The sequence below is a fragment of the Lacimicrobium sp. SS2-24 genome (assembly GCF_002201535.1).
Taxonomy (GTDB): Bacteria; Pseudomonadota; Gammaproteobacteria; order Enterobacterales; family Alteromonadaceae; genus Lacimicrobium.
On record NZ_NIWW01000001.1, the window covers coordinates 513,348 to 527,903 of the forward strand.

Here is a 14,556-nt window from a genome sequence, read left to right on the forward strand (position 1 = left end):
ATTCGTGAAAAAGTGTTTTCATAAAGTAACAAAATCCCTTCCCATGCCGCTGCGACTAAAACGTGACTGACACATTATAAGTGAGCAAGTTGTGTTCTAAGGGCTGACTACCAATTATCCGGTGCCTCAGGCACTATTAATTAAAATACAACGCGTTATAACAGGAGAACCCCATCATGAAACTCGAGTCACTGGCGCTGCATCATGGCTATGAATCTGAACCCACCACCAAATCCGCGGCGGTTCCGATTTATCAGACCACGTCCTACACCTTTGATGACACCCAACATGGTGCAGACCTGTTTGATCTTAAAGTGCAGGGAAACATTTACACCCGCATCATGAACCCGACCACGGCGGTACTTGAGCAGCGCCTGGCAGAGATGGAAGGTGGCATCGGCGGATTGGCGGTAGCCTCTGGCATGGCAGCCATCACCTACTCTATTCAGGCAATAGCCGGGGCCGGTGATAATATTCTCAGTACCAGTCAGCTTTATGGTGGCACCTATAACCTCTTTGCCCACACCTTTCCACGTCAGGGAATAGAGGTGCGGATGATTTCTCATGATGACTACGCAGGATTTGAAGGGGCCATTGATAGCAACACCAAAGCCATATTCTGCGAGTCTATCGGTAATCCGGCAGGTAATGTGGTGGATATTCAGAAACTCGCCGAGATTGCACATCGTCACGGCATTCCCGTTATCGTTGATAATACCGTTGCCACACCCTATTTATGCCGTCCCTTTGATTTGGGTGCCGACATTGTGGTGCACTCGCTGACCAAATATATTGGCGGTCACGGAACGACCATCGGCGGCATGATTATCGATTCGGGTAAGTTTGACTGGAAGGCCCACGCGGATCGTTTTCCCGTGCTCAATGAACCCGATCCTTCCTACCATGGCGTGGTTTACACTGACGCCCTGGGACCGGCAGCCTATATTGGCCGGTGCCGGGTAGTACCTTTACGTAACACAGGCTCAGCGCTCTCCCCCCATAGCGCATTTTTACTGCTTCAGGGACTGGAAACCCTAGGATTGAGAATGGAGCGACATTGCGAAAACGCTGAAAAGGTGGCGGCATTTTTACAGCAGCACGACAAAGTAAGCTGGGTCAATTACGCGGCATTACCAGACAGCCCTTATCATACAACGGCACAAAAAATTACCGGTGGCAAAGCCTCCGGCATCATCAGCTTTGGCATTAAAGGCGGTCGCGCCGCTGGCGGACGGTTTATCGATGCGCTGCAAATGATTTTGCGGTTGGTGAATATCGGTGATGCCAAATCATTGGCCTGCCACCCTGCATCCACTACCCACCGACAGCTTAATCCCGACGAGCTGAAAAAAGCCGGTGCCAGTGAGGAAATGGTACGTATCTCGGTGGGAATTGAGCATATCGACGATATTATCGCCGACATTCGCCAGGCTTTAGACAAGGCCTGAAGGTTGGATTTAAAGGCCACAAATCCTCGCCATTTGGCAGGGTTTGTGGATTAATAGTCGCATCATAAAAGAGGACCTGAAAGCCGCACGCTTAGCGCGGGTAGCCGAGGTGTTATAAAGAACCAACAGGATGTATTGGTTATGCAACTGGTTTTGCACAGCGTGTCTTTGGTGCACATCATCTTATTGGCGCAGGTGACATTGGGTATTGCCCTGCTTTATGATCAGCCGCGGGCCCGTGGTCTGGTTTACCTGCTGGCACTGGTGGGAATTCTCACCCTGTTTAACCTGCTCGAAGAAAACCAGATCACCCGGGATATTCATCTGGTCACCCCCGTTTTTTCACTACTCTGTGGTCCTTTATTCTACTGGTTTGTGTATCGGTTTCTGTTTGGAGAGGCTGAACTGACATCACGCCGACTGCTGCACCTGTTACCTGCTTTTCTGGCGCTTCCTGTTACAACCTGGCCTCAGGGTATTCTATTTGTCGGTACCATCAGTCAGTTGCTGTACTTTGCTGCCAGCATCAGTTTGCTCAAGCGTTATCATCACGCCACTGAAGAGCGCACCGCCTGCAGTGACCTGTATCGACTGGACTGGCTAAAACGACTGTTGGTGGCCGTTGCCATCATCGTGATGGTCGATCTGATACGGCTCAATTTACAACCAGTTCTGAACTATACACTCGCCTATTGGTGGTACTTCAGCATGCAGCTGTTGTTCGCCTTTCTCTACGCTACTCTTATCTTCTTCGCCGTACGTCGCCCTGAGTTATTTGAGGAGGTCAGTGAAAACGATGTCGAAGCGCAAAAGCGGACCAAAACAACCTACTCTGAGAAAGAGCACGTGCAGGCTCAGCAGATTTTCACTCAGCTAGACGAACAGATACAACAACATAACTGGTATCAGCAGCCCAGACTCACCTTACGTAAACTTGCAGAGCATACCGGTATGCAGGAAAAAGACCTGTCCTGGGCCATTAATGTTGGCGGGCAAAAAAGTTTCAATGACTACATTAACCACTTACGCCTGCAGGCCTTTTCCCGTCAACTGCAAGCGACGCCCAAACACCAGCAGAACCTGCTGGCGATAGCACTGGATTGCGGGTTTAATTCCAAGTCTTCATTCAATGCCGTTTTCAAACAACAGTTGGGTGTGACCCCCAGCGAATATGCCAGAACACTGTCTCAACAGGTCCAGAATCCGGATTCGGGACGCTAATCTCGCACGTTGCACCCATAGTGGGGGCGATTATTAGCAACGAGGAATCCATCCCATGAATCTGACTTATGCCAAAGGCCTACTGCGCCTTATACTGTTATTGTGCCTGGCTGTGCTATCAGGCATTGCCGCCTCAATCCCTTATGCCTATTTTAAGGGCCCTGCATATGACATACCGGGTAAATCGGCCCAGCAGGTGATTCTCGACAATGTGACTATCTCGGGCAAAGATCCTTCTCAGAAAGGCCCTGTGAGCCTGCTAATCAGTAACGGCAAGATAGATCAAATCAGCACAGCGCCCATTGGGGATAAGAAAAATGCTCTGCGCATTGATGGGCAGGGCTATGTGGTATCACCGGGGCTTATTGACATGCATGTTCATATCTATGACCGGGTTGATTTGCTGATGAACCTTGCTTACGGGGTCACCACCGTGCGCAATATGCACGGTATGCCGCACCTGTTCACCTACCGCAACGAAATCAATAGCGGCAAAAGCCCCGGACCTGAACTGATCATTTCTACCCCCATTGTGAACCAGCGCTCAAAATATGCTCATGGAAGTCATCATTGGTTTATAGAGTCCCCAGAACAGGCCAGACAATGGGTTCGGCGACTCAATCGCCAGGGCTATAATCTGATCAAAGTCTATGATGGATTAAGCACAGAACTGTTTTCCGCCATTGCAGAAGAAGCTCACAATCTGGGCATGCCTATTACCGGCCACCCGCCCTTTTCCGTGCCATTTGAGCGCTTTATTGAGGCAAAACCGCAAAGCATAGAACATGCGGAAATGCTGTTTCAGGCGCCGCTGCAATATTCCTACGCCTATAAGCCCAGAGAGGCGCTGATTAATCAACTGAAGCAAGCTGGCATTGCCGTGACACCCACCTTGTATAATTTTCATGAACTGGCGTTACTCAGTCGTGATAAACACGCGTATCTGGATACGCTGATGGTGGATAAAATTAATCCCACCATGCAAACGCAGTTACGCGGCAGTGTGGACTGGGCACTCTCGCAGTCAGATCCAGCCGTATGGATGAAGAAATCCCGCTACATGGGTGACATTACCCTGGCACTGTACCAGGCAGAAATCCCCTTGTTGCTGGGATCTGACGCCGGGGCGGGGTTTATTGTCAGTGGTGACGGCAGTATCCGCGAACTGAGTCGATTACAGGCCATCGGTATTCCTGCCCATGACGTTGTCACCATAGCCACTCAGCATGGCGCAAAGGCATTAGGCTTTGAGCAGCGTTTAGGCCAGATTAAACCTGGATTCGAAGCCGATCTGCTGCTGACAGAAGATGATCCTATGCAAAACCTTAACAGTTACCGGCAACTCAAAGGAGTGTTTACCGATGGGATCTATTATGACGAGATGGCGATTAAACAAATGAAGCAACAGGCATCCCGGCATATGTCTTTTTATGAAATGTTGGGCTGGTATTTACTGACTCAATTAGAAAAACTATGGCTCACCTTGTAAGGGTTGTAAGGGCGACTAAGGGAAAAGCCTGCCGCGGAACTTTGCTGGCAGCGCGCAGGCATGAGACCGAGAGGATCAGGCGGAAGTCCCCACCCCTTTTTGCTCCAGTAGCAATGCAAATTCCTGTACCGGGAGTGGATGGCTGAAATGATAGCCTTGCATCACATGGCAGCCCTGTTGTTTTAAAAACGTTACTTGCTCGGCATCCTCAACCCCCTGCGCCACCACATCTATACCGAGTGTTTTAGACAGCTGGATAATGGCCTTGATGATAACTTTGTCCCGGGGATGGCTGGCCATGCCTGTGACGAATGAACTATCAATTTTAAGGCTGTCCAGGGGTAAATTCTGTAACTGACGCAAACTCGAATAGCCACTGCCAAAATGATCCAGTGCAATACTGAAACCGGCAGTTTTGACCCAACTCAACCGCTCAAGCAGATACTGACCATTATCCATCAGCGAACTTTCGGTGATTTCTGTTTTGAGCTTATCCGGGCTGACCCCGGAATCCTTAAGCATCTCAGACATTTGCTGAATGTTATGTTGATCACAGAACTGATTTCCGGAAATGTTCACTGAAACCTGAAGATCAGCATCAAAACGTTTCTTCCAATCACCGATATCAGTAATAGCGCGGGCCAGTACCTGCATAAACATTTCCTGAATCAGTCCGGATTTTTCAGCCACGGCAATAAAATCTGCCGGAGAGATGACCCCTTTATCTTTATGTAGCCATCTGGCCAGACATTCCACTCCCACGATCTTGTCGGTACGACTGTCTATCTGGGGTTGGTAATAAGGCACGAACTCACTTCGGATTAAAGCGTCACGGATCTCCCGCTCAACCTGTTTAAAGCGCACCACCTCCTGATTCAGGTCTTCACAATAGAACACATGTTGGTTCTCACCCCGCTTTTTGGCGCGGTACATGGCAATATCGGCCTGGTTGATCAGTGTTTCAGGCTCGGCGCTGGTATCAGGATACATGCTGATACCAATACTGGTACTGATGTAAACCTGCTGTCCTTTTATTAAAAACGGCTGCTCAAGACATTGATGGATTTTCTGTGCCACCCGTGACACCGATTCAGCGCTGCGCACATCCGTCACCAGAATAACAAACTCATCGCCTCCAAGGCGGGCGACCGTGTCACTGTTTCTCAATACGGTACAGAAGCGGCCGGCCACCTCTTTTAGCATCAGATCACCGGCATCATGTCCCATCATGTCATTAACAGGTTTGAATTTATCCAGATCCAAAAACATCAGAGCAAAGCCGCTCTCGGTTCGCTGACACTGACTGATCTGATGGGGTAATAACTGCATCAGCAACGCCCGGTTGGGCAACCCGGTGAGATCGTCGTGATAGGCCATTTCCTCAAGGTGCAGCATTCGACTGTCTTTACTGTCGATGTCTGTATAGACCCCGACGAAGTAGCTTGGCTTGCGATGTTCATCGACAATGGCACTCAGGCGAACCTGGCGGGGATTCTCTTCACCACTGCGACTTTTATCCCAGATTTCACCAGCCCAGAAGCCCTTTTCTTCGAGATTTTGACGAATCTGCTCATAAAAAGGCTGTTCATGTTTAGATGAGCGGATCAGCCTAACATGATTGCCGGCAAGCTCACTCAGCGAATAGCCCAGCATCTCGCTGAAGGCACGATTGGCGTAAAGAATGGTTTCATTCGTATCGGTAATAATAATGGCGTCAGCAGCGCCATCGAACATCTGTTGGTAGAGTTGCAACTGTACCTGTGCGCCCGGACCATGCTGTGAAACCTGCCGCAGGCAGCAGTGGACCAGCGGCTCAGGCGACTCACTCATTCGGGTTAAAAAGCACTCAGCTTCTATGGCCTTTTTTTCCGGTGTCAGCCAGATCCAGTTCGCTTTCCCTTGTCCTTTACGAGAGACATCGGAAAGGGTGAGCTCGGCGTTGTTTAACACCTCCACCGAAAGCCAGTCACGCAAATGCTGATGGCAGAGTTGCTCAGCACTATCGCACCCTAGCAAGTGTAGGGCTGCTGTATTGGCATCGACTATATTAAAGGCACTAAGCAGCAGCATCGGCTGCGCCGACGAGTGAAAAAAATTCGTAAACTGACTGGTATTTCCGGACTCGGCCATAAGTCCTCCCGGGATATCTTTTTATTATAGTCGCCAATCGGCTCCTGCACGGCTCTCCTTGTCTGCGCAAACCCTTTATTTCTGGTTTTACAAAACCAAATATAACTCTACTGGAAAGCCAATTGTTATTGAATGTTTTTCATACATTTTTTGCAAAAACTCTATATACCAATAGCGCCCCTTGTTTAAGACTGGCAGCCGTTTACTGAAGGTGGGACAGACACAGTAAAAAATCCGCTGAATTGATGCAGATCTTTATTGCGCAGATTTGAATTTTACCTCTACACTAGAGCTGACTGGTTGGATGGCATGGTTGCTATCCACACGACATCAGGTGATTCTGGCTGTTGGCTCCTTGATGACGTAGAAAGACAACAGCCGTGAGAAACGAAGCAATGAAACTATATGTAGGAAACTTGTCATACCAAATGACGGATGCGGATTTGGAAGCGGCTTTTGCGGCTTTTGGTGCTGTCAGCTCCGCCAAAATCATCATGGATCGTGAAACCAACCGCTCAAAAGGATTTGGTTTTGTCGAATTTGCAGATAAGGCTGAAGCAGAAGCGGCTATTGAGAATCTGAACGGTAAAGAAGTTTCCGGTCGTGCCTTGGTAGTTAACGAAGCCCGTCCGCCTAAACCCAGGACCGGCGGCCGCTACTAAGCGCTAAACGTACACTGATACTCGGTGTGAATGAATTCCTAAAGCCCCGCAATCGCGGGGCTTTTTTTTCGTACAAAGAGGTTTACTCACACTCTATCGCCCCCCTCCATGCTTTTACCAAGACAAAGGTTGCCGGCTGTCCTTCTCCCGTATTCTCAGCATTTTTAACTATACTGTGAGCAGCCATATCCCAAGAAGAAAGGCTATAAGCTTATTCCAGATTAATTGATGAATATTTGTGCATTACTGAGGTAACATTATCTTTCTGTAATTTTATTACATTTTTAGCCACCACCGGAGAAACCGTCATGAGCGTTAAAAAACAATACCTGAAATCAAAACCTGTATGTAAAGTCACCTTTAAATTGTCCAAAGAAGAGGCCAGAACGGCCCATCAGGTCCGTCTTGTAGGTGATTTCAATGACTGGAACACTCAGGCTCCACCCATGAAGCGGCTAAAAAACGGGGCATTCACCGCCACACTGGACTTGCCAAAAGGCGGACAGTACCAGTTTCGTTACCTGCTTGATGACAAAGAATGGGAAAATGACTGGTGTGCTGATGATTATGTCCCCTCTCCTCTGTCATGGGATGATAACTCGGTGGTTCGGGTATAAGCTTTCACTGATCATCGCTCTGCCCAGTCAGCCCGCTTTCACGCGGGCTTTTCTTTTTTTGATAAGAGGCCTTACTCAGATTATTTTCGACAATGCAGGTAATTCCTTGTATTGTAATAAAATTACATAAAGTATCGTAAGGACTCACAATCCCTGTTTACGGAGGCAAAGCATGACAGAGGCAATTGATCATCAGTTGATGGATACCGTGCGTCAACTTGGCAGTATTCTCGGGGAGACCATCGAGAACCAGCTCGGCCCGCAATGGCTTGAGCGCATTGAACAGATTCGCAAGCAAGGTCGCAGCTGTGCTCAGGGAGAAACGGCAGCGCGCAAGGAGCTACAGGCGTTATTCAGTGAAATGGATGACGAACAACTGTTAACCGTTGGCCGTGCGTTTGCGCAGTTTCTGAATCTGGCAAACATTGCCGAACAGGAATTCAACAGTTCACAACATAACCACGATCCGCTGGCTGAACTTAAAGACAAACTCGGGCAACACCCCCAACAAGCTACAGATTTCTCAACCGCGCTGAAACAATTGAAAATTGATCTGGTATTAACGGCTCACCCTACAGAAGTGACCCGCCGCACATTGATCCATAAATACAGTGAACTGGCGAGCTGTCTGGCGCAAATTCATGGTAAAGCGCCCACAGAGCAGGAACGTAAAGATCTGCTAAATCGTATCGCCGCACTCATTAGTCAGGCCTGGCATACAGAAGAGATCCGCTCGGTACGCCCCACCCCGGTTGATGAGGCGCAGTGGGGCTTTTCCGTCATTGAGAACTCCCTCTGGGACGCAGTACCTGACTGCCTGCGTGAAATGAACCGCAGTTTTAAAACCCATTTTTCGCAACAATTACCACTGGATGCCAGCCCCATTCGCTTCTCATCATGGATGGGTGGTGATCGTGATGGCAACCCCTTTGTTACTGCTGATGTGACGGCCAGGGTATTGTTGCTGGCCCGCAAGACGGCGGCACGTTTGTTCTATCGGGATGTGAACAAGCTCCAGGTGGAGTTGTCGATGAGCGATTGCAATGAAGAGCTGCGGGAACAGGCCGGTGATCACCGTGAGCCTTACCGGTATGTGTTGCGTCAGCTTAAAGACAAGCTACAAGCGACCCACGATGGCATTGAACAGTATCTGGCCGGAGAGCGGGTGGATCAATCTACCTGGATAAGCCGTCAGCATGAACTTATAGAACCGCTGATGCTGTGCTATCGCTCTTTAAACGAAACCGGGCTGGAAATTGTCGCCAACAGCGAATTACTTGATACCATTCGCCGCGCCCATTGCTTTGGCATCCACTTACTCAAACTCGATGTACGTCAGCATTCAGAGCGCCATAGTCAGGTGATCAGCGAAGTGACCCGCTATCTGGGATTGGGGGATTACCTGAGCTGGAGTGAGGACGACAAACAGTCTTTCCTACTCAGAGAGCTGGCATCCAAAAGACCCCTGTTACCGCGAAAATGGCAACCATCAGAGGAAGCCCGGGAAGTCCTGCAGACCTGTCGTGTACTGGCAGAGAACGATCAGCATGGCTTTGGTATTTACATCATCTCTATGGCCAGTCAGCCGTCCGATATTCTGTGTGTACAATTGTTGCTTCAGGAAGCGGGTATCGACTGGCCAATGCCGGTCGCACCGCTTTTCGAAACCCTCGAAGATCTTAATCACGCCCCTGAGGTGATTGGTAAGCTATTGGATATTGACTGGTATCGGGGCTACATTCAGAGCCAGCAATTTGTCATGATCGGCTACTCTGACTCAGCCAAGGATGCCGGTGCCCTGGCGGCTGGTTGGGCACAATATGAGTCTCAGGAAAAACTGGTGGCCCTGACCGATAAGATGGGCGTCAACCTGACACTCTTCCATGGTCGCGGTGGCACCATTGGTCGCGGTGGTCTGCCCGCCCATGCGGCCATCTTATCTCAGCCTCCGGGCTCCCTTAAAGGTGGCTTTCGGGTCACCGAGCAGGGTGAAACCATACGCTACAAGTTTGGCATGCCAGCGCTAGCCAAACGAAGCCTGAAACTGTATGCCAGTGCGATTCTTGAGGGCATGTTACTGCCTCCGCCAGCCCCCAAAGATGCATGGCGCGAACTGATTACCAACATGGCGGCAAAGGGCCGGGATAATTATCGCCAGGTAGTAAGAGATGATCCTGAGTTCGTGCCCTACTTCCGCGCAGCCACACCGGAAGAGGAATTGGGCAAGCTGCCCCTGGGCAGTCGTCCCTCCAAGCGTAAGCCTGATGGCGGCGTTGAGAGCCTTCGCGCGATTCCATGGATCTTTGCCTGGGCGCAGAATCGCATGGTATTGCCCTCCTGGTTAGGGGTCATGAAAGCCGTTGAAACCGCGATTGAAGAAGGACAACAAGACACGCTGGAGCAAATGATTGAACACTGGCCATTCTTTAAAACTCGTCTTTCAATGCTTGATATGGTTTTTGCCAAAGCCGAGCCCCGCATTGCCGAAGAGTATGACAAAAGACTGGTACCTCAAAAGTTACAGCACTTTGGTCAGGGCTTGCGTGATGAGCTGGCTCACAGTCAGGCGCTGTTATTGCAACTGATGAAACAAAGCAGCTCCATGGAGCAGGATCCGCAGGGTAAAGAATCCATGCAAATCCGTGCAGGATATCTTGAACCGTTGCATATGCTACAAATTGAGCTACTGAGTCGTGTGCGCCAACAGAAGACGGCAAATCCGCTACTGGAGCGGGCAATGATGGTGGCGATTGCCGGCATTGCGGTGGGCATGCGTAACACCGGTTAGCCTGCCGGGAATAAACGGACGTCGGTGGATTAATGCGATTGCAAAGCTACGTCTGGGATCAAAAAAGCCCCTGCAACCTTGGTTACAGGGGCTTTTTTACTTAGTTTAATCGTCTTAGTCAGTTCAGGTTCTCTTCAAACAACTGATAAATTCTGCGGTATTCATCCAGCCACGAACTGGGCTGGCGAAAACCATGGGGCTCCACCGGATAAATAGCGGTTTCAAAATCGGTCTTTTCCAGCTCGATTAAGCGTTGCACCAAGCGCACCACATCAACAAAAAATACATTGTCATCAATCATGGGCGCATTAATCAGCAGCGGCTTGTCCAGCCCTTCTGCATAGTAAATGGGAGAACTGCGGGTATACGCCAGTTCATCCACCTCGGGGGTGTTAAGGATATTGCTGGTATAGGGCGTATTATAATAGGCCCAGTCTGTTACCGGACGAAGTGCCGCGCCACACTGAAACAAATCCGGCTCGGTAAACAATGCCATAAACGTCATAAACCCACCGTAGGAGCCGCCGTAGGTACAAATGTTATCGCGGCCTACATTGGCGTGTTCTGTCAGCCAGTTTACGCCATCTTTGAGATCCTGTGTCTCCGGTGTTCCCATCTGACGGTAAATGGCAGTGCGCCAGTCCCGACCATACCCCTGTGAGGCACGGTAATCCATATCCATGACCACATATCCTTGTTGTACCAGCATACTGTGGAACATGAATTCACGGAAATATACCGCCCAACCAAGGTGCGAGTTCTGTAGATAGCCTGCGCCATGGTTAAAGATAACCGCTTTTCTTGGTTCGCCATTTTGATAGTCTTCGGGCAGGTACACCTTGGCATAAATAGGTTTGTCTGTATGACTCGAGGGAACCGGTACAATTTTTGGCGCGCTCCAGGGTAGCGCTTTAAAAGCCTCACTGACGGTGTCCGTCAGTTTAACCGGTCTGGCGCCGATTTCGGCTTTTTGTACGTATAGCTCTTCAGGCATGGTAACCGTGCCATGGGTAATGAGAAACTGGCTTTCATCGGGACTCAGCACATATTGATTGTTGCCGCCCATGTCGGTCAGTGCCTCAATATCACCGTTTTGCAGGTTGACCCGGTACACTTCATAAATGCCCGGATGCTTGATATTAGCGCGAAAATACATGTAGCGATCATCCCGGGTCAGGGTGAGATCATCGACTTCATAGTCGCCATAGGTCATTGCCAACTCTTTGGCACCAGGGGTTTTGGTATACAAGTGGGCATAGCCTGATTGCTCAGATATAAAGTACAGCGTTTCACTGTGATTGAGCCAGCCAAAGCTATTGAACTTGTAATTGATCCAGGCGTCGTCATGCAGACGATGCTCACTCACCAGTTGGTTATTGCGAAAATCGACCGTGGCTATCCAGCGATCTTTATTGTCCCAGGCTTTGAGCATGACTGCGACCTGCTCACCATTGGCATGCCAGTTAATGGCACTTTGTGTCCAGTACCAGTCTGTGATCAGACCAACATCCCGTGGCAACCTGTTGACCGTGTAGGTTTCTCCCCTGGCTTCGGCGTTTTCTCGTTTGACCTCGGCCAGCACATCCTCATTGTAGCCGGGTAAGGTTTCATATCCGAGCTTCGCCTGACTATGGTCAGATAAGTCCAGCAACCACAGCTGTTGGCTGCGGGGTTTGGCGTCCACCACCATCCGTCGCACCGACTCGGTTTTAATGCGCCCATCTTCACCTATGTAGTTGGGCATAATGTCGCCCTCATCACGGCTGGGTATATCTTTCTGGATTGCCAGAATCATGCGCTTACCATCAGGAGAAAGGCTCGCCTGAACGGTTTCGTAGGCTTCATCAAAATAAAAGGGTTCCGGCACCATCATTGTGTTTTTGGCGTTAAGGGCCTGCTTACGATCAAATTGGGCCTGACGCGCTTCACGCTCTTTCGCCACATATTGAATCAGCTCAAGTTGTTTCTTCGCCAGATAATCTGCCGGCGGCTTTACCGCTTCTGGGGCCTCAGCAAACTTCCAGCTGACCAGCTGCTGTGTCAGCCCGGTGTTCAGATCTATTGCCTGAATACTGTTATTACTTTGGTAAGCCAGGCGTCCATCGAGGAGGAAAACAGGCTGCTGCTTTGACTGCTCGGAGCGGGTTAGCTGTTGCACCTCACCGGAGACCAAATCCTTTAAAAACAAATTTCCTTCAAACAACCATGCGACTTTGCTGTGATCCTGGTTAAAAACCCGATTTTTATTATCGGCCAGATGATACTCCGCCAACGCAACCGGACTGCCGTTGCCGCCCTCAGCAACACTGGTTTGCCAGATATCCTTAACCGGCGAGCCCTGCTGCTTACGCAAATAGCGCACCGATACGCTGTCCAGCCCCCAATACGCTGACTCTGGCTGCCGGCCCAACCAATCCGGGTCGGCCATGATTTGCTCTAGGGTGATGGTATCACCGGACGTTGCAACCGCCGCAGCAGCTTCGACCGATTTGACCTGGGTAACAGGTGCAGTTGACGTGTCAGTGGTGGCAGGCTGCTGGGTCGCAGCGCAGGCGCTCAGCCCGGCCGTGATCATCACCACCAAAAGTGTTCTGGAGCTTTTCAGCATTCTTATTATTCCTCAATTGGCATGGTAAACCCGCACATTAAAGCGCAAACTAATTCGCTCGTGCAAATATGAACTGATCTTTGTTGCACTTCACGGCGTAAAGTCCGAACATACTTTTACCCTAAAGATTAAGGTTGTCCCATGAAAAAACGTTTTATTGCCCTGTTTATCAGTTTGATGGCAGCAAGCGCCCATGCCAATCAATGTCCGGATCTGTTGAAGTTCGTCAAACGTAAACTTAACTCACAGGAAACGGTTAATTTGTGCGAAAGCTTCCAGGGCAAAACCCTGCTGTTTGTGAATACCGCCAGCTATTGTGGGTTTACCGAACAATTTGAGGGCCTGGAAAAGCTGTATTCCCAGTACAAAGATCAGGATTTTGTTGTGCTGGGCTTCCCCTCTCATGACTTTAATCAGGAAGATGAAGACGAAGCCAAAACGGCAGAGTTGTGTGAACTCACCTATGGGGTGGAATTCCCGATGTTCGAACCCATGCCGGTAAGAGGCGATGATGCCGATCCCCTTTATCGAATGCTCTCGGAAAAATCTGGCACGACACCGAAATGGAATTTTTACAAGTATCTGGTCAATGCACAGGGCGAAGTGGTTGAGTCATATAGCTCGTTCACCAAGCCGCTGGATGAAGACTTGGTGAAAACCTTGGAAGAAACGCTCGCAGCCAATAAAAGCTGAAGACAAAAAAAAGCCCCACCGGGCGGTGGGGCATAAAGAGCACACTCAACTAGGAACACACTTTTGTAAGGGTAAAAACCCTCACTCACTGCAATAATTCAGGCAACATGTTTTTCGATAAGTTCAAAAATTTTTTCGTCGGCATTGGCAAAACTTTTTTGGGCTGATTCTTCGCCCATCGCCAATCCTTCCGCATAGACAAACTCCACCTCTGTCATGCCCAGAAAGGCCAGTACATTTTTAAGATAATGGGTCTGAGTGTCTCGTTCGGTGCCCTGATAAATACCGCCGCGCGCCGCCAACACATAAACCTTTTTGCCTTCAATCAGTCCTTGTGGCCCCTGTTCGGTATAACGAAAGGTAATGCCAGCCCGAGCAATACGGTCTATCCAGGCTTTAAACACCGAGGGAACACCAAAGTTATACATCGGCATGCCAATCACCAGAATATCGCTTTGCTTGAGCTCATCAATTAATTGCTGTGACCTTTGCGCCAACTCCTTTTGCTCCGGCGTGCGCTGCTGCGCATCTGTCATCCACGCCTGCATTTCTGCACCATCTAAATGGGGCAATGCATCTTCGCTTAAGTCCCGTTGCACAAGTTGGATAGGTTTTTTTTGCTGCAGTTGCTGAACAAACTTATCCGTCAGCTGATGAGATTTGCCGTCAGCACCATTGAGGCTACTGTTGATGACCAGAACATTTTTCATGTTATCGACTCCGTTATTCTCAGAAATTTGATAACTGAGATTTTAATACGGATATATAGAAATAAAATCGCAATAATTAGGCTTAAATGTTCGAATTTTTGCAGGAATGTAGATCCCGTGGGTGTTAAATAAATGTGATCCCCCCCATGGCCCTCCCCGTAATCGAAATTGCACTAACAACAACGAGGAA

10 protein-coding genes are annotated in these 14,556 nt (G+C 49.5%); 7 read left to right on the top strand and 3 right to left on the bottom strand.

The window, feature by feature from the left end; genetic code table 11:
* Positions 1-176: 176 nt before the first annotated feature.
* From CCY32_RS02295 to CCY32_RS02305, 3 genes are all read left to right on the top strand, one after another.
* Positions 177-1,448, top strand: coding sequence for an aminotransferase class I/II-fold pyridoxal phosphate-dependent enzyme (locus CCY32_RS02295; RefSeq protein WP_088328936.1), 1,272 nt, complete (start codon positions 177-179; stop codon positions 1,446-1,448).
* A gap of 141 nt (positions 1,449-1,589) precedes the next feature.
* Positions 1,590-2,669, top strand: coding sequence for a helix-turn-helix transcriptional regulator (locus CCY32_RS02300; protein ID WP_088328937.1), 1,080 nt, complete (start codon positions 1,590-1,592; stop codon positions 2,667-2,669).
* Between the two features lie 55 nt (positions 2,670-2,724).
* Positions 2,725-4,158: an amidohydrolase family protein gene (locus CCY32_RS02305; protein ID WP_088328938.1), complete on the top strand. Its 1,434-nt coding sequence runs from the start codon at positions 2,725-2,727 to the stop codon at positions 4,156-4,158.
* Positions 4,159-4,233: 75 nt separating this feature from the next.
* On the opposite strand, the gene CCY32_RS02310 is transcribed toward CCY32_RS02305, so the two are convergent.
* Positions 4,234-6,288, bottom strand: coding sequence for an EAL domain-containing protein (locus CCY32_RS02310; RefSeq protein ID WP_088328939.1), 2,055 nt, complete (start codon positions 6,286-6,288; stop codon positions 4,234-4,236).
* Between the two features lie 380 nt (positions 6,289-6,668).
* Between CCY32_RS02310 and CCY32_RS02315 the strand changes: the two genes are divergently transcribed.
* The 3 genes from CCY32_RS02315 (at position 6,669) to ppc (ending at position 10,355) form a co-directional block, all read left to right on the top strand.
* Positions 6,669-6,950: an RNA-binding protein gene (locus tag CCY32_RS02315; protein WP_246840503.1), complete on the top strand. Its 282-nt coding sequence runs from the start codon at positions 6,669-6,671 to the stop codon at positions 6,948-6,950.
* A gap of 308 nt (positions 6,951-7,258) precedes the next feature.
* Positions 7,259-7,567 carry an isoamylase early set domain-containing protein gene (locus CCY32_RS02320; RefSeq protein WP_088328941.1) on the top strand — a complete coding sequence of 103 codons (309 nt, stop codon included), beginning with the start codon at positions 7,259-7,261 and terminating at the stop codon, positions 7,565-7,567.
* A 172-nt stretch (positions 7,568-7,739) separates the two neighbouring features.
* Positions 7,740-10,355 carry a phosphoenolpyruvate carboxylase gene (gene ppc, locus CCY32_RS02325; RefSeq protein WP_088328942.1) on the top strand — a complete coding sequence of 872 codons (2,616 nt, stop codon included), beginning with the start codon at positions 7,740-7,742 and terminating at the stop codon, positions 10,353-10,355.
* Between the two features lie 118 nt (positions 10,356-10,473).
* Here the strand turns inward: ppc and CCY32_RS02330 are convergent, their stop codons facing one another.
* The gene (locus CCY32_RS02330) at positions 10,474-12,963 is read right to left on the bottom strand and encodes a prolyl oligopeptidase family serine peptidase (RefSeq protein ID WP_088328943.1); all 2,490 of its coding nucleotides are present in this window, start codon (positions 12,961-12,963) and stop codon (positions 10,474-10,476) included.
* Positions 12,964-13,104: 141 nt separating this feature from the next.
* Here CCY32_RS02330 and CCY32_RS02335 point away from each other — a divergent pair, with 141 nt between their 5' ends.
* Positions 13,105-13,656: a glutathione peroxidase gene (locus CCY32_RS02335; protein WP_088328944.1), complete on the top strand. Its 552-nt coding sequence runs from the start codon at positions 13,105-13,107 to the stop codon at positions 13,654-13,656.
* A gap of 98 nt (positions 13,657-13,754) precedes the next feature.
* Here the strand turns inward: CCY32_RS02335 and CCY32_RS02340 are convergent, their stop codons facing one another.
* The gene (locus tag CCY32_RS02340; protein ID WP_088328945.1) at positions 13,755-14,366 is read right to left on the bottom strand and encodes an NAD(P)H-dependent oxidoreductase; all 612 of its coding nucleotides are present in this window, start codon (positions 14,364-14,366) and stop codon (positions 13,755-13,757) included.
* Positions 14,367-14,556 lie beyond the last annotated feature (190 nt).